Source organism: Vibrio wakamikoensis, from assembly GCF_050337275.1.
GTDB classification, from domain to species: domain Bacteria; phylum Pseudomonadota; class Gammaproteobacteria; order Enterobacterales; family Vibrionaceae; genus Vibrio; species Vibrio chaetopteri.
In genome coordinates, this window is sequence record NZ_JAKJST010000021.1 from 1 (window position 1) to 17,869 (window position 17,869).

Below are 17,869 nucleotides of genomic sequence, written 5' to 3' on the forward strand. Positions count from 1 at the left end.
AGCCAATACAGTAGCCTTAAATACCGTCAAAGGCTTTGGCGATATCGCATAACTCAGAGCATGAGTCGTCGAGGTAACTGCTGGGATAATGCTCCTATGGAGAGGCTATTTAGAAGCTTAAAAACCGAATGGATACCAGCTACTGGATACCTGACCCAAACTCAGGCAAAGAAGGATATCAGCTATTACTTGATGGATTACTACAATAGGCAACGGCCTCATCAAGCAAATGATGGGCTATCGCCAGTTACTGCCGAAAATCGGCTTAAGTTAGTGTCCGGAATTTGTTGACCACTACATAGCTGAAAGGGCTAAGGTTTGTTGCAAGCGACCTTAGCCTTCTTCTTTGTCGCTTTCCTTTAATGTTTTGGCCGCGTAGCGAACCGCAAAAACACACATCAACATCATAATAAAGGGTATCGAAGCCAAAGACATTTCGACCCACGAATACTCAGCAAAGAACTTTGACAACAAAAGATGTGACACTATGTTGAGCACAGCAATAGCGATTGCGACAACGAGTAGCTTTGATTCTCTATTCAAACGAATGGGTTCCTACCTAGATTACTAGTATTGAATTGGAGCCAGTGTTCCAATTTATTCGAAGGTTGCGACTATATCATACGGACGACGGCGGTTTCGTGATGGTGCAAATACTTTGAGGTGTTGTTGCTTGCCGTAGTCGTTAGTGAAGCGCAACATGTTGAAAATGTATGGAAACGCTAAGGGCAAACGATGTCAGGAATTACCGATTTAGAACAGCTACTCGCATCAATGGAGCCAAGTTTAGTCGATGGGGAATTTGTGTTTTGTACCGTTAAAGGATCACTGGCTGAATACCTTATGCTCGATATCTTAGGTTCGTTTAAAGAACAGGAAGGCTTGACTCTAATACTTCCAAAGCTTCAGGCAGAGCAAGCTGAACTCGACTTTGAAGGGTTGTTTAGAATGATCACCTTGAACGTTCACTCCAGCCTTGAGGCGGTCGGTTTAACGGCAGCGGTATCCAAAAAACTTGCGGAGCGGGATATTAGCGCTAACGTGGTAGCAGCCTATTATCATGACCATATCTTTGTCCAGTCTTCCAAAGCAGATGAGGCGCTTGCTGCGCTTGAGGAGTTCCTAAGTGAGTAAGCCTATTCGAGTAAAAGCAGTCTGTCTTTGCCGATATGATAGAAAAATACTGCTGGCGGAAGGTTATGATCCGACGAAAAATGAGCACTATTTGATGCCGATTGGTGGCGGGGTTGAGTTTGGGGAGCTTGCTAAACAAGCCGCGGTTCGTGAAGTTCGCGAAGAGATAGGTGCGGATGTCTCAGACCTAAATTTGCTTGGCGTGAGTGAGAACAGGTTCACGTCCGATGGCGTTCCCGGACATGAAGTGGTCTTTGTCTTCGAAGGTATCCTTGAAAGTTCCGATCTTTATCAGAGAGAACATTTTTAGGGTATTGAAACGAATGGAGTCGAGTTTACCGTAAGATGGGTTCCGGAAGAGGACGTTATCAGTGGGTCTATTCCCGTTTACCCAGACGGTATTCTGTCTATGCTACAAGAGACGAGTCAATGAAAAGGGCATTCAATGAAATACGATGAGTTTAATGAGTATTGTAGTTCCTTTACCGCAACCTCCCATGTGATTCAGTGGGGGGGATGCGCACGTTTGGAAAGTGGGTGGAAAGGTGTTTGCGATTGGTGGCTGGAGTAAGGAGGGGAGTGAGGCTTATATCTTCAAAACTTCGGTTCTCAACTTCGATTTTCTTTCCGATCACGAAGGATAGAGACCGGCTCCTTACTTTGCTAATCGTGGAATGAAGTGGATTCAGCAGACAGATACCAGCGGTCATTTAGATGAGGAGCTTCGTTATTACATCAGCGAGTCATACAAAATTGTGTCTAAGGGGCTTAGTAAGCGAAAGAGAGTGGAGTTAGGGATTGTTGTGGAGTGATGAAGTTACTCTAGGAAGCCACTTATAATTTAGACTTGTCATCTTCACGTAAGTGAAGATCTCCCAAAGCGCTTGACTTACCAAAGTATGCAGACTAGTTCACGTAAACAACCTCCTAATCACGCTGTACCAGATTCCCTTTTGCAAGGGAATGACGGACACTTTCCACAGTGTCCTTTGTCATTACTAACCTTGCTGTAAGTGCTCCACCAACACCTTAACAAAGCGAGCAGCTTCACCACCGGTGCACGCTCTATGGTCAAAAGTTATCGAAAGCGGTAAGGCTTTAACTCCAACCGCTTGTCCATCCCGCATTATTACTTTCTCAATAATTCGACCCGCACCCACGATCGCGACCTGAGGTGGTGTCACCACGGGTGTCGCGAATATCCCTGCGATAGCACCAAAGTTAGACAGGGTGATGGTGGCGTGTTGCAACTGCTCTCGTCCAATTCGTCTGGCTCTGATGCCTTGCACGGTTTCGTTTAACCATTGGCGGATGCCTGCTTGATCGTATTCGTTGGCGTTTCTGAGCACTGGGACATAGAGCCCATGGCTACTGTCTACGGCAATACCAATGTTCACGTTGGAATGGACGCATCGGGTCATGGTTTCTGCATCGAACCACGCATTCAGTGCTGGCTCTGTTTGGCATGCATGCACCACGGCTTTGATGAGTCTTCCTGAGATGTCTTCGTCATTTTGCCAGTTGTCTAGCATGGCTTCTTCGGTGATAGTGACAGAAGCAACGGAGTGGTGCGACTGCGCCATGGTACCAACCATGGTTCGACGTGCGCCTTTGAGAACTTCCGTGCCGGGGGCTTGTTTGTCTATTTGATCGTAAATGTCATTGTCTGTGATCACGCCATCTTGGCCACTGCCTTTGACGCGCAGTAGATCAATTCCGAGCTTTTTGGCTAGAAGCCGAGCAGAGGGCATGGCTGTGATCGAGTTCTCTTCGGCGCTATGGTGCGCTGCGCCGACCCAAAAGTCATCGACTTCGACGTGATGAGTATGGCTGGAGACATTGCCAACCACAGTTGCAGCATCGTTGGTGTTTGATGATTCATTGAGGCTAGCGCCTTCCGTGACCGCCTCTTCGATTTCAATCAATAGGCTGCCAATACTGATGACATCACCTTCTTCGCCATAACGTTTGACGATTTTTCCGCTGTACGGCGCGGGGACTTCGACAACGGCTTTAGCGGTCTCAACGGTAAGGATGACTTGGTCTAAATCGACATCGTCGCCGACGTTCACATGCCATTCGACAATCTCAGATTCGGCAAGTCCTTCCCCTAAGTCTGGCAATAAAAATGACTTCATTTCCAACCCTCCACTAGCTCTCTTGCTGCTTGTACGATGTCGGCCTCTTGGATCAAAAAGTAGTCTTCGTTTTTGTAGTAAGGCATCACGGTATCAAGGCCTGTTACTCGTTTAGGCGGCGCTTTGAGCATACACATGGCTTGCTCTGAAGTGCGAGTAATGATTTCAGCGCCTACGCCGCAACTTCTGCTTGCTTCATGAACTACAAGCAATCGACCTGTTTTCTCAAGTGACTTTAGTATCGTCTCCATATCAATGGGTTTGATGCTAGCTAGATCAATAACTTCCACCTCGATACCTGCTTTAGACAGTGTATCTGCTGCCTGAAGTGACTCAACAACACAGGCTCCCCAAGTCACGAGCGTTAAATCCCGTCCTTTTCGAAGGGTGTAGCAAGTATCAAGAGGCAGGGCTTCGCCATTATCAACCACATTCGATTTAACGGTGCGATAGATACGTTTGGGCTCAAAGAACATAACGGGATCGTTGCAGCGTATCGCCGACAATAGCAAGCCATAGGCGCGTTGTGGTGATGACGGGATAACGACCCTCAGCCCAGGAATATGGGCAAACAGAGCTTCGACACTTTCGGAGTGATGCTCTGGCGCATGTATGCCACCACCAAATGGCGCGCGAAACACAATTGGGCAAGACAGACGCCCGCGGGTGCGATTACGCATTCGGGCAGCATGACAAATGATGTGTTCCATCGCAGGAAACACGAACCCTTGAAACTGGAATTCAGCAATAGGTCGAAGGCCTTGAGTCGCCATGCCCACAGCAACGCCGCCGATGAGCGCTTCGGCGAGCGGTGTATCGATAACGCGTTTCAGCCCAAAGCGTTCTTTAAGGCCAACTGTAGCTCTGAATACGCCGCCGTTATCGCCAACATCCTCTCCAAGCAGTACTACGCGTTTGTCTCTGCCCATTTCATGATGGAGAGCTAAGTTCACCGCATCGACCAGTGTGGACTCCACTGAGGCGATAGGGCTTGCTAGGGGCACAATATGCAGTTGATCAGCCATGTTGTCCTCCTTGCATGCGCATCGATTTGTTGATGATCTCATCGCGTTGCGGGCGAAGTTCTTTGGTTGGTTGCTCGTAGAGATAATCAAAGGCGGTTTCTGGTGCTTGGGGTGGGGTATTGAGATAGCGAGCGACGGCTTCCTCAACCTGTTTTTTGCTTTCCGTGATAAGCAGAGCTTCGTCTGAATCTTGCCACCATCCTTGGGATTCCAAGAAGGTTTTCAGTCGTTGGATGGGCTCATATTCCCAAGCGGTATCAAGTTCGTTATCTGTTCTGTAACGAGTGGCGTCATCGGCGGTGGTGTGATCGCTGAGTCGATAGCTTATAGCTTCAATAAGTGTTGCCCCTTTGCCTTTACGTGCATTGGAAATGGCGATGCTGATAGCATCTAACATGGCGATGACATCGTTACCATCGACTTTAAGCCCGGGAATACCCGCACCTTGTGCCTTGTCTGCGAGAAATTCCGCTCCGCATTGCAGTGCCCTCGGGACTGAGATTGCCCATTGGTTGTTGTTCACTACAAACACCAAAGGGATGTTCCAAGCCCCTGTGCAATTAATGGATTCTAAAAAGTCACCTTTTGAAGTGGCGCCATCGCCGCACGTCACCAACGCAACATCGTGATTGCCTTTAATCTTTAACGCAGCAGCAACACCGACGGCGTGAGTACATTGCGTGGCTATTGGGATACAAAAAGGGAGGTCGGTACATGGGTTATCACTATTGGTGAACTCAAAATCGCTACCGCGTTCGTCACCGCCCCAATATTGAAGGTTTTTTTCCATGGGAATGCCGCGAAGCCACATGGCAGGCATGTCGCGATAGTAGGGGATGAAAACATCTCGGTGAGAAAGGGCGTGGCCAATGGCGATACCTATTGCCTCGGCACCAAGGTGCGAAGGGTAGGTACCGAGTTTGCCGGTGCGTTGAAGGGCAACGGCTTTAGCATCGTACGTTCTTGCGACTACCATGTCGCAGTACAGCTTCTTTAGGGTTGCTTCGTCAGCCCAATCGGGTAGAGAGCTAACTAAGTGTCCTTGGTAGTCGATAAAACGATGCATGGGTAATGCTTGTACGTTCATCTCGAACTCCTTTTCACATACTCTGGATAAGAGTGATGTCGATAAGGCTGAAACCAGTACGTGTTTATACGCAATGTTTCAAACGCTTGGATACTATAAGTGTAAACAAATTGTTAAATTTTGCTTCAAAAGAGAAATGGATTTTTAGTAAATAAAACCTTACAGGACTGATCTTTAGGTGTTAAATGCTAACATATGACTCATTGTTAGTTTAATATTCGGGTTTTTAAAGAATGAAATCTTTCGAACTGAAATATGATACTGAATGAGAACTTGGAGAAAAACGAATAAAGTGATCTAGGTTTGGGCAAAAAAGGCCAATGTAGTTGGCCTCTTTATCGTTTGATGACAGAATGTCGGTTACAATGTCACTTCTTCGCAGAGCTCTAAAGGCAGTCCGTCTGGATCTTGGAAGAAGGTGTAGCGCTTACCTGTATATTCATCGATTCGAATAGGCTCAACAGCAACCCCGTGACTGACCAGCTTGCTCACAGCTTGGTCAATATCATCAACTACAAAGGCAAGGTGCCTTAACCCTTGTGCTTCAGGAAAGCTTGGGCGTGGCGGCGAGCCAGGAAAAGAGAACAATTCTATCTGTGTTCCATCTGGTAATTCGAGATCGAGTTTATAAGAATCACGTGCCTCGCGGAAGTTCTCTGCCAATACGCTTAACCCCAAAACTTCGGTATAGAAATGCTTCGACCTTGGGTAATCAGAACAAATGATGGCGATGTGATGTGTTCCTTTGAGCATAGTCGGATCCTAGTTGTGTTTGATAAGTTTAGAGGGCAGCTCGCGGGCTACATAGTCTATGAAGACGCGCAGTCTTGCCGGCATGTACTTGGTCTGGGCATACTGCATTGCAATCGCCCCATGGTAGTTACTTTTTATAGTCCAATCAGGAAGTACGGGGACTACGCTTCCATCATCAAGTGATTCTTTTATCACGAAGTCATGAAAAATACCGATACCCAGACCCTGTTTCACACCACTAAGACGCATTTGAGAGTGGTTAATGGCGTAGCGACCGGACACAGTGACCGTGTGAAAGTCATCATCTTTGAGAAAATCCCATACATTGTCTCTATCTACTTCAGCTAAATAGAGGCAGTCGTGATGTTCGAGTTCGCTAGGTGAAGTAGGCAGGCCATTGGCAGTGATGTAATCTGGACTGGCACATAGCACCAAGTTTGTTGGACCCAACTCTTTCATCACTAGGTTCTCGTCGGGCTTGTCTGTGAGTTTGAACGCAACATCGATACCTAAATTGAGCAAGTCATAGTTGCCATCAATAGCACGCACCTTGAGCTGGATCTCTGGATATTGCTGCAAAAATGGGGCGATAAATGGCTGCAGTACAGAGTTTAGAAAGGCTTCTGGTGCCGCAATGGTGAGAGAGCCACTTGGTTCAGCATGATCCGATTGAGAGACTTCAATGGCTTGCTGAGCGGCGTTAACCATGAGTACGCTTTGATCATAAACCTTTCTTCCAGCTTGAGTAATGACCAGCTTTCGAGTGGTTCGCTCAAACAGCTTTACTGATAGGGCGTTTTCAAGTCGAGTGATTGTCTTGGAGAGTGCTGAGGGTGTGACACCTAACTTCTTGGCTGCAGCGGTAAAACTGCCTTCGTTGACCACCAAAATATACGATGCTAAGTCGGGCAGCAGAGCAATAAGCTTCTGGCTAAACATTATTCGTGCCTCAGATTCACTAATGGTTTTCCATGTTAAGGGATAATCGTTTGCAGCACAATGAACTAAAATGATGGCATTCGTGAAATACACCCAATCAATAGAATTTGGCTGTCTCATCCCCTACATAACCTATTGATAAATAGGATTGAAAAAGGAATCTACTATGTCTGCTTCGTTTTATAAGCAAATCCAAGATCAGATTGAAGAAGTAAAAGCGGAAGGTTTGTACAAGTCTGAGCGTATCATCACGTCTCAACAACAAGCCGCTGTTGAAATCTCAACTGGTGAAGAAGTTCTTAACTTCTGTGCGAACAACTATCTTGGCCTTGCGAACCACCCAGCACTTATCGAAGCGGGCAAGGCGGGCATGGATAAAAATGGTTTCGGTATGGCGTCGGTACGCTTTATCTGTGGCACTCAAGACATTCACAAAGAGCTTGAGCAGAAGCTGTCTACATTCCTAGGTAAAGAAGACACGATTCTTTACACGTCTTGTTTCGATGCAAACACTGGTCTGTTCGAAACTATTCTAGGAAAAGAAGATGCAATCATTTCTGACGCACTAAACCATGCATCTATCATCGATGGTGTTCGTCTATGTAAAGCGATGCGTTACCGCTACGCGAACAACAACATGGCTGAGCTTGAAGAGCAACTTATCGCTGCGACTGAAGCAGGTGCTCGCCACAAGCTTATCGTGACTGACGGCGTTTTTTCAATGGACGGCGTAGTCGCAAACCTTCCAGCTATCTGTGATCTTGCTGACAAGTACGGCGCACTGGTTATGGTTGATGATTCGCACGCTGTAGGTTTTATGGGCAAAAACGGCGCAGGTACTCACGAGTTCCACGACGTGGTTGACCGTATCGACATCATCACTGGTACGTTAGGTAAAGCAATGGGCGGCGCGTCAGGCGGCTATACTTCTGGTAAGAAAGAAGTGATTGATTGGTTGCGTCAGCGTTCTCGCCCATACCTATTCTCTAACTCAGTAGCACCGGCAATTGTTAACGCATCTATCCGCGTTCTAGACCTGCTACAAGAGAGTGGCGACCTTCGTGACCACCTTTGGGAAAACGCGGCACACTTCCGTACTCGTATGGAAGGCGCGGGCTTTACTATGGGTGGTGCAGACCACGCGATCATTCCAATCATGCTAGGCGATGCGAAAGTTGCAGCTGAGTTTGCTGAGCGTGCGCTAGAGAAAGGCATCTATGTCATTGGCTTCTCTTTCCCAGTGGTACCTAAGGGTCAAGCACGTATCCGTACTCAAATGTCAGCAGCACACTCACGTGAGCAACTAGACCGTGCTATCGATGCGTTCATCGAAGTGGGTAAAGACATGGGTCTTATCAAGTAATCGCTCTCTCATTGATTTTTTGCCCTGAGCTTTGGCTCGGGGCGCAGTTTGGTAAATATTATGAAAATCAAAGCACTTTCAAAGCTTAAGCCAGAACAAGGCATCTGGATGACCGAAGTAGACAAGCCTGAGCTTGGTCACAACGACATCCTAATCCGCATCAAAAAGACCGCTATTTGTGGTACTGATGTCCATATCTACAACTGGGATGAATGGTCACAAAACACGATTCCTGTACCTATGGTCGTAGGACACGAATATGTGGGTGAAGTCGTTGGTATCGGTCAAGAAGTTCGCGGCTTTGAAATTGGCGATCGTGTATCTGGTGAAGGCCACATCACTTGTGGTCACTGCCGTAACTGTCGTGGCGGTCGTACTCACCTATGTCGCAACACAGTGGGTGTAGGTGTTAACCGCACGGGTGCATTCTCTGAGTACCTTGTTATCCCTGCGTTTAACGCGTTTAAGATCCCAGAAGGTATCTCTGATGACCTAGCGTCTATCTTTGACCCGTTTGGTAACGCGGTACACACAGCGCTTTCTTTCGACCTAGTAGGCGAAGACGTACTTATCACTGGTGCGGGTCCAATCGGTATTATGGCAGCAGCGGTTGCAAAACACGTTGGTGCTCGTCACGTGGTTATCACTGATGTGAACGAATACCGTCTAGACCTTGCTAAGAAGATGGGCGTAACGCGCGCAGTTAACGTAGCGAATGAAAACCTAAAAGACGTGATGGCTGAACTAGGCATGACGGAAGGCTTCGATGTAGGTCTAGAAATGTCTGGCGTACAAGCCGCATTCAGCTCAATGCTAGAAACCATGAACCACGGCGGTCGTATTGCACTTTTAGGTATTCCACCATCAGATATGGGTATCGACTGGAACCAAGTTATCTTCAAAGGCCTTGTGATCAAAGGTATCTACGGTCGAGAGATGTTCGAAACTTGGTATAAGATGGCGAGCTTGATTCAATCAGGTCTAGATCTAACACCAATCATCACTCACCACTACAAGGTTGATGACTTCCAAGAAGGCTTCGATGTTATGCGTAGCGGTCAGTCTGGTAAAGTTATTCTCGATTGGGAATAGTGTGATTTAGGTAAAGTGTCGTTCATATGGACGACACTTTCACTGAGAACACCACGACTGTACGCTAATCAGTTATTACCTTGTCTATCCTTTGTGAAGACGACATTTGACTTCGATCTACCCTCAAACTATCTACCTCTCAGTTGTCTATTAACAGTAGCCACAACAGTTTTGATTAGTGTTTGTCCACTCGCTAAGCTAATCAATATCACATTACTTATTTAAACTCTTTCTCAAGTTGTTTTTTGATTGATTTAAATCGCACTTATCTATATGCTTTACATTAATTAATCATACAATAGTACGTAAAGAGGAATTAAACATGACTAAACCTGTCATCGGCTTCATCGGTCTGGGTCTTATGGGCGGCAACATGGTTGAGAACCTTCAAAACCGTGGTTACGAAGTTAACGTTATGGATCTGAACAAAGATGCCGTTGCAGCTGTTCTAGCTCGTGGTAATGCATCTGAAGCAACTTCTGGTAAAGAGTTGGCAGAGAAAAGTGACATCGTAATGCTATGTCTAACAACGTCTGAAGTTGTAGAAAAAGTAGTATACGGCGAAGCTGGTATCCTAGCGGGTATGACTGAAGGCAAAACGCTAATCGACTTCGGTACTTCTATCCCAGCTTCAACTAAGAAAATCGGTGCTGCTCTTGCAGAAAAAGGCGCTGGCATGATCGATGCGCCTCTAGGCCGAACTCCAGCTCACGCTAAAGATGGTCTTCTAAACATCATGGCTGCTGGCGACATCGAAACGTTCAACAAAGTTAAGCCAGTTCTTGACGAGCAAGGTGAAAACGTATTCCACCTAGGTGCACTAGGTTCAGGTCACGTGACTAAGCTAGTTAACAACTTCATGGGTATGACGACAGTTGCAACTATGTCTCAAGCTTTCGCTGTAGCTAAGCTAGCTGGCGTTGACGGCCAGCAACTGTTTGACATTATGTCAGCTGGTCCATCTAACTCTCCATTCATGCAGTTCTGTAAGTTCTACGCAGTAGACGGTGAAGAAAAACTAGGTTTCTCTGTTGCTAACGCAAACAAAGACCTTGGCTACTTCCTTGCTCTATGTGAAGAGCTAGGTACTGAGTCTCTAATCGCTCAAGGTACTTCTACAAGCCTACAAGCAGCTGTTGATGCAGGCCTAGGTCAAAATGATGTTCCAGTGATCTTCGACTACTTCACTAACCTAAAGAAGTAATCGTTGCTGCTTAGTGTGAGCTATATGTCGCACTAAGAAACGAATAAATAAAACCCCCGCTGATGCTATCAGTGGGGGTTTTGTTTTGTTTGCAATATAACTTGAGTTTTTGAAAGGGTAGTGTGCCTAGTTTCATTTAAGTAACTGTATTCAGACACTCAGCTATTGAAGGTGTTATTGGGCGTTAAAACTTCCCACCGTTAACCCATTCGCTTTTGGGAGGGACGGGCTCCTGATTAACCCACCATTCGACGATTTGTTTGCTCTCTATGCGAAATATATCGAAGCGAGCTATTTCTGTGTTTTCATAAAGCAAACGGCTATAGGCGACAATCATGTTACCTTGGCCGACAATTTTAAATACCTGATCGTAGCTCCCAACATATTTCTCGGCCGAATCAACATCTAAAGCAGCGTGCATAGGAAGGTTCGTGAAATCGACGTAGCTGCTAGCGCTCTCTTTTCGACCTAATACCATCACATCGCACAAAAAGTCTCTAACTAACTCTTTGTTGTCTTCGGTCTTATCGATATCAACAGGTTCAGTAGGGCCGCTTATTTGATCTCGTTGGGTGTCTGCATTTTCTACATAGGCGGAAATGACATCCCAATGCTCTATTATCTTGTCATTATTGTCGGTATCAAATAAATCGGTGGTTATCCAGTATGCTTCGCCGTTGTTGATGTTTTGATACGCTTGCACAAACACATATTGACCATCGACAAGCGAGCGAACAACGCGTATGTCGCGGTCGTGGCACCGTTCAATAAATGGCTCAAAAAACTCAACAAAGCCCTCTATGCCGTTTCTAACGCCTGTACTGTGTTGGGTATAACGGGCACCCGTATATTTGGTCACGGCTTGCCGAGCATGCCCATCACGGATTCCTTCCATGTATAAATTGGTCGCATTGTTCAGTTTCTGACTCATCAGGTAACCCATGTCCTTTCGTAGACACATTCAAAGCTTAAGCCTAGTTGAATATTGTTGTACTCGTGAGGAAAAAAGCCCGGTGAACAGTATCCACCGGGCTTTCTTACAAAAGCTGTTGCTTGTTGGTTGATTGTGTGTTTTTTAATGATTTTGTAAATGACAACAGTGCTATATTAGATGTAAAATATTACAAATAAAAGTAAAGCAGAGGGCATAATATGTATTGCATCACAGAATTGAGATCAGCTTGATTATTGTTGGTTTGTAGGTGGAACTACTAAAATATCGCTATTTATCAGTGATTAACGGATTGATTTAGTGGTTTCAAGCACGATTCAAGCTGCTAGTTCACATAGTCCTGGTGATGTAGATCACAGATAAATTCTCTCAAACCCCTTAATATATTTGTCATACATTACCACAAGCACTATTAGGGTTTGAATATGAACAACCTGTCTAAAGTAACCATCGCAGTTACGACTCTACTTGCGACAACCGCCGTTTCTGCAGCTTCTTTTAACGTACGTCATGAGTATAAGAACGAAACTAAGCAGCACGCTTCACGTGTAAAGCTTGCGGATAACATCGGCAACTTCCTTGTCGATATTGAAGCTAAGTTCAAAGGTCAAAACGGCAAGTTTATGGAAGACCTGCAAAACAACGGTTGGGAACTTGGCTTGAACTATCGTCATGTTTTGAACGACAACTGGACTCTAACGTACGGTATGCCTATTGAAGGTCGTAGTGCGGGCATGACGTACAAGCCTCAGCTTCGTGCGACTTATCAAGTTGACAGTATTGATGGCTTAAGCCTGAGTGCTCGTTACCGCTACGATATTAAACACACTAATGAGTCTACGTCGTACGAAGAGAACGACCAGGGTGGCTATGATCAAGTTGTAAACGCAAGCAAAGATGAGCGTCGTCACCGTATTACAGCAAACATCAACTACGCTCTAGATGACTGGCGTTTTGGCTTTGAAGGTAACTATTACAAAGCAGAAGGTTACAACCTATACAACAACAAAAACACCAACTATGAGCTAAATGCAACAGTCGCTAAGAAGTTGGGTCAGTGGACACCATCTGTTGAATTTGGTGATGTAAACGTGAGTTCTACTAGCGATAAGCGTGAGTTACGTAGCCGTATCGGTTTGACGTACAGCTTCTAAGCGAAACATAAAGGCTAACCTTGGTCTTTATCGAAGGCTCTCATCAATGAGAGCCTTTATTGTTTCTGGAGCCATATAGGCGCCGTTTGTGATGGTTCCCGTTGTCAACTTTGTGGTTGTTTCTTCGCGTAATGACGAATGGTATAGCTCACAATACAAATGAAATGGCAGAAACTGCGAAGAGTTTATCAAGTCTTAAAGCAATAGATTTGATAATATTGTATTATTTAAAATGGTTTCTAAATCTTAATTTTTATCCGGAGCAGTATATGGCTACTTTTTCACTTGTAGAAGATGCAAGTCGTAAGATTCATGTTCACGTTGCCAGGCAGATTGCTAGACAAATATTGTCTGGAAAGTTGAGTGAAGGTGAAAAACTACCGAACGAGGTGTCACTGTGTGAATCATTCGGTGTCAGTCGTACCGCTTTGAGGGAGTCTACAAAGTTACTTTCGGCAAAGGGGTTGATAGCATCACGTCCTAAGATAGGCACGGCCGTTCTACCCAGGACAGAGTGGCATTTTCTCGATCCTCAATTGCTTCATTGGATTCAAGACCTTGAAGATACCAAACTGTTTCTGTCTCAATTTCTTGGCTTACGAAAAGCGATAGAGCCCGAAGCCTGTGCATTATGCGCGAAATACGCAACAGCGGAGCAGCGCAAATCTCTTTCTCTAATTTTTCAAAAGATGACACTTGCCGCGGAAGCGAACGATCAACAAGAGTGGACCATCAACGACCATCTATTCCATCAAACCATCTTTTTTGCTACCGGAAATCAATTCTACGTACCATTTGGCAATATACTGGAAACTATCTTTAAGCAGTTTCTGGGTGAATCCGCAGAGGGTGGACGCTTCTGTCTAAACGAACATAGAGCAATATACGAAGCGATTATGTCGGGCAGGGCAGACGATGCTCGAAACGCATCGATGTACTTGTTGAATGACGAGAACCAGAGGTTGTCGAAGGTTGCCAATGGCTAACCAATGTCCCACGCGATTGATTTAACCTAATTTCACTCAGTGGTTTGAATAATTCGATTAAAAAAATAGGCCTCAACGTTGTTGAGGCCTATTGCGTTATTTAGTGCAGCAAACTGGACGCCTATGTTTTATCGGCATCCAACTAAACCATGCCCATTAAACCATGCCCATTAAATCAAGCCGAATGAGCCTTCCCATGAGAACGTTTGACCGGCAAATTCAACGCTGTGTTGACCTTGTTGTTCATCTTCCGAGAGATTGCTGATAGCAAAGCAATAGGTTTTACCTGTCGTCATGTTGATTTGAATGACTGTAGCGATGTCATTGTTACCTACAACACCCACTGATTCTACTAAGCCACGAGCATTGACAGATTGCTCAAACTCTTCATTGAAGTAACCGTGAGTCTCTAGTACTGATGCGAATACATGATCTTTACCCGTTTGGCGCATGATCATTGCAGGCTCACTACGTAGGTTGAAGTCAGGGTCATTTGCACCTAGTCGAGCAAAGATTACTTCGCTGTCTTTATTGGCACTTGTCACAAGTGAATAGTAGCTGTTATTAACCAACCAGCTCACAAGCGAGCTGTCTTCAACGCTGCCAGAACCTAGGTTCCAAAGGTGCTGATAACCGTCAGATTCGCCAAGTGGCTTTAATGTTGCTTCGGTTTGATACTCGAAATCGGTACGAATGATTTGGCCTGAATAATGAACAGGAAGATCATACTGATGTTCTGCCTCTGACTGGATTCGGTATACGTCGACAACCAGTGGTTTTTCAAACTCTGGCAATTCAGCAAGCAGGATGCTGCGCTGCATATGTACGCCGTCGTAGTAGCCAGAAATTCGGCCGCTCATGCCTTGAAGCTTGTCGTTTGAGATGTCAAAGAAATGCTTCTCACCAAATTTAGATTCAGCAAGTGCGGTGTTGAAGTTATTCTGCGTCTTCTGATTTACAGTGACCGTGTTGTGAGCGACAGTTTGCTTACAGTATGACTTGTTTTCTGGGATGTAGCGTCCACCAAATTTAGGCTCTACGTTGACCCAGCGTCCATAGCCATAATCGTGAAGTACTTCGTGGCCACGGTTGAATATACTCAAGTGAAGACCATCATAGTGACCATGATCGAGTGCTGAATGATACTGGTGATCTGAACCGTGCTGGCCGAACCAAATCAGTGCCATGGTATCGTCGTCTTGGTTATCACGGTGACGAAGAATACCTAAACCGCCTTTTTCACCTTGAGACCCATCTGTTAGGTATAAGCTACCCCAGTTGAATGGCTTGATCTCGTCCGCTGCTTCCACAGCATTCGATAGAGTTAGGCCAGACGAATGTACCCAAACATTTTGCTGGTGGTTTGCCATAGCAAGCAAAGTTTCTGCTTTTTCATAGCGATGGAAGCAGACACTCGTTGCCATAACGACGCCTTCATCGTTGATCGAGATGGTCTTCGATGAGTCGTTACAAGCGGGTAGGGAGCCATCAGGAAATGCCGTTTTGAATACCGCGTAAGAGGTAGTCTTGATAACCGAGTCGTTAAACTGGTAGATAGCTAACTCAGGTTGGCGACGTTCAATGGCTTCTGCAAACAGGTAGATTGGTCGCAATGAGAAACGATGATAGTACGGCCCTTCCATGTAGTAACCATCTGGCGAGAATAGCTGATCTAATTGAGCAAGAAAGCCACCACTCACTTTGTCGAGTTTCAATCCATAGAGCGCTTTATTAACAGACTCTTGATCGTTGATCGCGTAACCACAGATACCTACAGCTGCAACTGCCCAAAGACCATGGTTGTGAACGATATCGAAGTCGTGACCATAGGTTACAACGAAAAGATCGATCATTTGCTTAAACAGGTCATTTTCGATAAGGGCTTTTTGCTCTTCATCTAGCGTGTGATAAATACAAGAATACGCACATGAGGCGTACAGCATCCACATGTTTTCATTAAGAGTCTGATGGAAGATTTTGCCTGGAGGGTTGGTATCTTTACTGGTGTTGCTTTCTAGAGTTGGATACACCTTGGCATAAGCCGTCAGCATTTCAACGATGTAATCGCGGTATTTCTGCTCTTCCGTAATCAAGAACAAGCGTCCCGCTAAGTCGATATGGATGTAGTTTTGTTTGTGGCGGTTGTGTTCGTAACCACCACCTTCACCATGACCAGGAACCTCAATACCTACTTGTGTCATGTACGCATCTGTCTGCTTAATGTCGCGCGCCAGTGCTTTTCCCATAAGGCTATCCGTGCCTAAAGCTTTACGAAGCTCAGCGGCTTCTTCAAAGTTCATTAAAAGAGGTTGATAGCTCATTATTGTTTCTCCTCGGTGGATTAGTATACAACTTACCCGTTGGAACTAACCCGGTTGATTGCTTGGAGCGAAACTCTATCGCTTGCGCTGTTGAGTCTTGCTCACTAAATTGGTCTCTGCATACAATGGTAATACAATAGCATCTTAAAGCCTAGTTAGAGTCGATAGAATGATGATTGAAGTCACTATGTAATTTGTAAAACACTGTTTATTAATGATTATATTTGAATGTTTAGCTGTATTTGTTGATGTGTATTGCAAACGATTAACTTTTTCTTGTTAAGCTAATATTGAGCTAGATCACAGTTTTATGGGTATATTGTATTACAAAAGCGTTTTTGATTTATAGTACATACTAGTTAGAACTTAGAGTGAACCTTAAGTGGAGAATCAACATGAATCCTTTCTTTATAAATGACGAGCACGCATGGGACGATCTAGGCGATGGTATAAAGCGCAAGATCGTAGCGTACACTGATGACTTGATGGCTGTTCACCTGTGCTTTGATAAAGGAGCGATTGGTTATCCTCACACTCACGAAATTCATGATCAAATTGGCTACGTTGTACGTGGTAGTTTCGAAGCGGAAATTGATGGCGAAAAGCAAGTGCTTAAAGAAGGCGATGCTTACTTTGCTCGCAAGCTAGCGATGCACGGTGCCGTAGCGTTAGAGCAGGATAGTATTCTTCTAGACATCTTTAACCCTGCTCGCGAAGACTTTTTGAAATAATCAATTAAGCAATCACTGTTGCAAAGGTAACACCCATGAAAAATACTAATATTGCAGTTCTTGGCGAGTGTATGGTTGAGCTCCAGAAGAAAAATGGCCAGCTACAGCAAACATTCGGCGGTGATACTCTAAATACCGCTCTATACCTATCTAGGCTAACGAGAGCGCATGATGTCAACGTCAGTTATGTAACGGCATTAGGTCACGACGAGTTCAGTGGTGAAATGCTCAGCACTTGGCAAAAAGAGGGTATCGATACCTCTAATGTCCTTCAAATCAAAGACAAAAACCCAGGCATCTACTACATTGAGACAGATGAAACAGGTGAGCGTTACTTCCACTATTGGAGAAACGAGGCTGCGGCAAAATTCATCTTTGAACAACCAGAGTCATCGGCTCTTGTTGAGAAACTACTTGGCTACGATTCGCTGTATCTAAGCGGCATCACGTTGGCAATTCTTACACCAGCTGGTCGTGAAAAGCTGATTGAGACTCTAAAGCAATTCAAAGAACGCGGTGGTAAAGTCTTCTTTGATAACAACTACCGTCCGAAGCTCTGGAGTGATGAGCAAGAAGCGATTAACTGGTATGAGCAAGTTCTATCAATGACCGACATCGCGATGCTGACGTTTGATGACGAACAAGCATTATACGGTGATAAAGAGTTAGATGACTGTATTAATCGTACTTCAGGGCTTGGCGTGAAAGAGATTATCATCAAACGTGGTGCGGAAGCGTGTTTGGTTGTTGAAGGTGACAATCGTGAGTTTGTAGCACCTAACCCAGTGTCGAATGTTATCGATACCACTGCTGCTGGCGATTCATTCAGTGCTGGTTTCCTCGCGAAACGCCTAACAGGCGGTACTGCGCAAGAGTCTGCTTTTAGCGGGCACTGCATGGCAGGACAAGTAATTCAGCACAAAGGCGCGATCATTCCTCTGACTGAAATGCCAGAACTATCCCTATAAATCCCAAAGGCTCGCGTTACTG

Annotated in this window: 18 protein-coding genes and 1 pseudogene; 11 read left to right on the forward strand and 8 right to left on the reverse strand. The window is 45.3% G+C overall.

What is annotated here, in order from left to right:
* Positions 1-291 (forward strand): integrase core domain-containing protein (locus L4C42_RS12230; protein ID WP_429760064.1); only part of this gene is annotated, 291 nt, incomplete at its 5' end.
* Between the two features lie 42 nt (positions 292-333).
* Here L4C42_RS12230 and L4C42_RS12235 read toward each other — a convergent pair.
* Complete coding sequence (locus L4C42_RS12235) at positions 334-543, reverse strand: hypothetical protein (protein WP_112462747.1); 210 nt, start codon at positions 541-543, stop codon at positions 334-336.
* A 192-nt stretch (positions 544-735) separates the two neighbouring features.
* Here L4C42_RS12235 and L4C42_RS12240 point away from each other — a divergent pair, with 192 nt between their 5' ends.
* From L4C42_RS12240 to L4C42_RS12250, 3 genes and pseudogenes are all read left to right on the forward strand, one after another.
* Positions 736-1,134 carry an ACT domain-containing protein gene (locus tag L4C42_RS12240; RefSeq protein ID WP_353499212.1) on the forward strand — a complete coding sequence of 133 codons (399 nt, stop codon included), beginning with the start codon at positions 736-738 and terminating at the stop codon, positions 1,132-1,134.
* On the forward strand, positions 1,127-1,444 hold the full coding sequence (locus L4C42_RS12245; protein ID WP_429760660.1) for an NUDIX hydrolase: 318 nt from the start codon (positions 1,127-1,129) through the stop codon (positions 1,442-1,444). Before L4C42_RS12240 ends, L4C42_RS12245 begins: the two co-directional genes overlap by 8 nt.
* Positions 1,445-1,579: 135 nt before the next feature.
* A pseudogene (locus tag L4C42_RS12250) lies at positions 1,580-1,946 on the forward strand (MmcQ/YjbR family DNA-binding protein).
* A gap of 186 nt (positions 1,947-2,132) precedes the next feature.
* Here L4C42_RS12250 and L4C42_RS12255 read toward each other — a convergent pair.
* The 5 genes from L4C42_RS12255 to L4C42_RS12275 all read right to left on the reverse strand — a co-directional run bounded on the left by L4C42_RS12255 (position 2,133) and on the right by L4C42_RS12275 (position 7,076).
* Positions 2,133-3,272 (reverse strand): dihydrolipoamide acetyltransferase family protein, encoded by a 1,140-nt coding sequence (locus tag L4C42_RS12255; RefSeq protein ID WP_418642978.1) that lies wholly within the window; start codon positions 3,270-3,272, stop codon positions 2,133-2,135.
* Complete coding sequence (locus L4C42_RS12260) at positions 3,269-4,297, reverse strand: alpha-ketoacid dehydrogenase subunit beta (RefSeq protein WP_353499217.1); 1,029 nt, start codon at positions 4,295-4,297, stop codon at positions 3,269-3,271. The genes L4C42_RS12255 and L4C42_RS12260 overlap by 4 nt, the downstream gene beginning before the upstream one ends.
* The gene (gene pdhA / locus L4C42_RS12265) at positions 4,290-5,384 is read right to left on the reverse strand and encodes a pyruvate dehydrogenase (acetyl-transferring) E1 component subunit alpha (RefSeq protein ID WP_429760663.1); all 1,095 of its coding nucleotides are present in this window, start codon (positions 5,382-5,384) and stop codon (positions 4,290-4,292) included. Before pdhA ends, L4C42_RS12260 begins: the two co-directional genes overlap by 8 nt.
* Positions 5,385-5,744: 360 nt before the next feature.
* Positions 5,745-6,137: an SMU1112c/YaeR family gloxylase I-like metalloprotein gene (gene gloA2, locus L4C42_RS12270; protein WP_418642976.1), complete on the reverse strand. Its 393-nt coding sequence runs from the start codon at positions 6,135-6,137 to the stop codon at positions 5,745-5,747.
* A 9-nt stretch (positions 6,138-6,146) separates the two neighbouring features.
* Positions 6,147-7,076 carry a LysR family transcriptional regulator gene (locus L4C42_RS12275; RefSeq protein ID WP_353499220.1) on the reverse strand — a complete coding sequence of 310 codons (930 nt, stop codon included), beginning with the start codon at positions 7,074-7,076 and terminating at the stop codon, positions 6,147-6,149.
* 166 nt (positions 7,077-7,242) lie between these two features.
* Here L4C42_RS12275 and L4C42_RS12280 point away from each other — a divergent pair, with 166 nt between their 5' ends.
* The 3 genes from L4C42_RS12280 (at position 7,243) to L4C42_RS12290 (ending at position 10,735) form a co-directional block, all read left to right on the forward strand.
* Complete coding sequence (locus L4C42_RS12280; RefSeq protein WP_353499221.1) at positions 7,243-8,439, forward strand: glycine C-acetyltransferase; 1,197 nt, start codon at positions 7,243-7,245, stop codon at positions 8,437-8,439.
* A 60-nt stretch (positions 8,440-8,499) separates the two neighbouring features.
* A complete protein-coding gene (gene tdh, locus L4C42_RS12285) occupies positions 8,500-9,531 on the forward strand; it encodes an L-threonine 3-dehydrogenase (RefSeq protein ID WP_418642975.1) in 1,032 nt (343 codons plus the stop codon).
* Positions 9,532-9,853: 322 nt separating this feature from the next.
* Positions 9,854-10,735, forward strand: coding sequence for an NAD(P)-dependent oxidoreductase (locus L4C42_RS12290; RefSeq protein WP_353499262.1), 882 nt, complete (start codon positions 9,854-9,856; stop codon positions 10,733-10,735).
* A 184-nt stretch (positions 10,736-10,919) separates the two neighbouring features.
* Here the strand turns inward: L4C42_RS12290 and L4C42_RS12295 are convergent, their stop codons facing one another.
* Positions 10,920-11,666 carry a nuclear transport factor 2 family protein gene (locus L4C42_RS12295; protein ID WP_429760667.1) on the reverse strand — a complete coding sequence of 249 codons (747 nt, stop codon included), beginning with the start codon at positions 11,664-11,666 and terminating at the stop codon, positions 10,920-10,922.
* Between the two features lie 446 nt (positions 11,667-12,112).
* On the opposite strand from L4C42_RS12295, the gene L4C42_RS12300 reads away from it, so the two are divergent.
* A complete protein-coding gene (locus L4C42_RS12300; RefSeq protein WP_353499264.1) occupies positions 12,113-12,841 on the forward strand; it encodes an oligogalacturonate-specific porin KdgM family protein in 729 nt (242 codons plus the stop codon).
* A 269-nt stretch (positions 12,842-13,110) separates the two neighbouring features.
* Positions 13,111-13,827 carry a FadR/GntR family transcriptional regulator gene (locus L4C42_RS12305; protein WP_353499265.1) on the forward strand — a complete coding sequence of 239 codons (717 nt, stop codon included), beginning with the start codon at positions 13,111-13,113 and terminating at the stop codon, positions 13,825-13,827.
* A 170-nt stretch (positions 13,828-13,997) separates the two neighbouring features.
* Here L4C42_RS12305 and L4C42_RS12310 read toward each other — a convergent pair whose 3' ends face one another.
* The gene (locus L4C42_RS12310) at positions 13,998-16,148 is read right to left on the reverse strand and encodes a heparinase II/III domain-containing protein (RefSeq protein WP_429760670.1); all 2,151 of its coding nucleotides are present in this window, start codon (positions 16,146-16,148) and stop codon (positions 13,998-14,000) included.
* A gap of 395 nt (positions 16,149-16,543) precedes the next feature.
* Here L4C42_RS12310 and L4C42_RS12315 point away from each other — a divergent pair, with 395 nt between their 5' ends.
* On the forward strand, positions 16,544-16,879 hold the full coding sequence (locus L4C42_RS12315) for a cupin domain-containing protein (RefSeq protein ID WP_353499267.1): 336 nt from the start codon (positions 16,544-16,546) through the stop codon (positions 16,877-16,879).
* 35 nt (positions 16,880-16,914) lie between these two features.
* Positions 16,915-17,847: a 2-dehydro-3-deoxygluconokinase gene (kdgK, locus tag L4C42_RS12320; protein ID WP_353499268.1), complete on the forward strand. Its 933-nt coding sequence runs from the start codon at positions 16,915-16,917 to the stop codon at positions 17,845-17,847.
* Positions 17,848-17,869: the final 22 nt, after the last annotated feature.

What these genes read in the sequence shown, in the direction of transcription:
- L4C42_RS12240 (WP_353499212.1), top strand. Translation starts at nt 736, where the DNA reads ATGTCAGGAATTACCGATTTAGAACAGCTACTCGCATCAATGGAGCCA.
- L4C42_RS12255 (WP_418642978.1), bottom strand. Translation starts at nt 3,272, where the DNA reads ATGAAGTCATTTTTATTGCCAGACTTAGGGGAAGGACTTGCCGAATCT.
- L4C42_RS12260 (WP_353499217.1), bottom strand. Translation starts at nt 4,297, where the DNA reads ATGGCTGATCAACTGCATATTGTGCCCCTAGCAAGCCCTATCGCCTCA.
- pdhA (WP_429760663.1), bottom strand. Translation starts at nt 5,384, where the DNA reads ATGAACGTACAAGCATTACCCATGCATCGTTTTATCGACTACCAAGGA.
- gloA2 (WP_418642976.1), bottom strand. Translation starts at nt 6,137, where the DNA reads ATGCTCAAAGGAACACATCACATCGCCATCATTTGTTCTGATTACCCA.
- L4C42_RS12275 (WP_353499220.1), bottom strand. Translation starts at nt 7,076, where the DNA reads ATGTTTAGCCAGAAGCTTATTGCTCTGCTGCCCGACTTAGCATCGTAT.
- L4C42_RS12280 (WP_353499221.1), top strand. Translation starts at nt 7,243, where the DNA reads ATGTCTGCTTCGTTTTATAAGCAAATCCAAGATCAGATTGAAGAAGTA.
- tdh (WP_418642975.1), top strand. Translation starts at nt 8,500, where the DNA reads ATGAAAATCAAAGCACTTTCAAAGCTTAAGCCAGAACAAGGCATCTGG.
- L4C42_RS12290 (WP_353499262.1), top strand. Translation starts at nt 9,854, where the DNA reads ATGACTAAACCTGTCATCGGCTTCATCGGTCTGGGTCTTATGGGCGGC.
- L4C42_RS12295 (WP_429760667.1), bottom strand. Translation starts at nt 11,666, where the DNA reads ATGAGTCAGAAACTGAACAATGCGACCAATTTATACATGGAAGGAATC.
- L4C42_RS12300 (WP_353499264.1), top strand. Translation starts at nt 12,113, where the DNA reads ATGAACAACCTGTCTAAAGTAACCATCGCAGTTACGACTCTACTTGCG.
- L4C42_RS12305 (WP_353499265.1), top strand. Translation starts at nt 13,111, where the DNA reads ATGGCTACTTTTTCACTTGTAGAAGATGCAAGTCGTAAGATTCATGTT.
- L4C42_RS12310 (WP_429760670.1), bottom strand. Translation starts at nt 16,148, where the DNA reads ATGAGCTATCAACCTCTTTTAATGAACTTTGAAGAAGCCGCTGAGCTT.
- L4C42_RS12315 (WP_353499267.1), top strand. Translation starts at nt 16,544, where the DNA reads ATGAATCCTTTCTTTATAAATGACGAGCACGCATGGGACGATCTAGGC.
- kdgK (WP_353499268.1), top strand. Translation starts at nt 16,915, where the DNA reads ATGAAAAATACTAATATTGCAGTTCTTGGCGAGTGTATGGTTGAGCTC.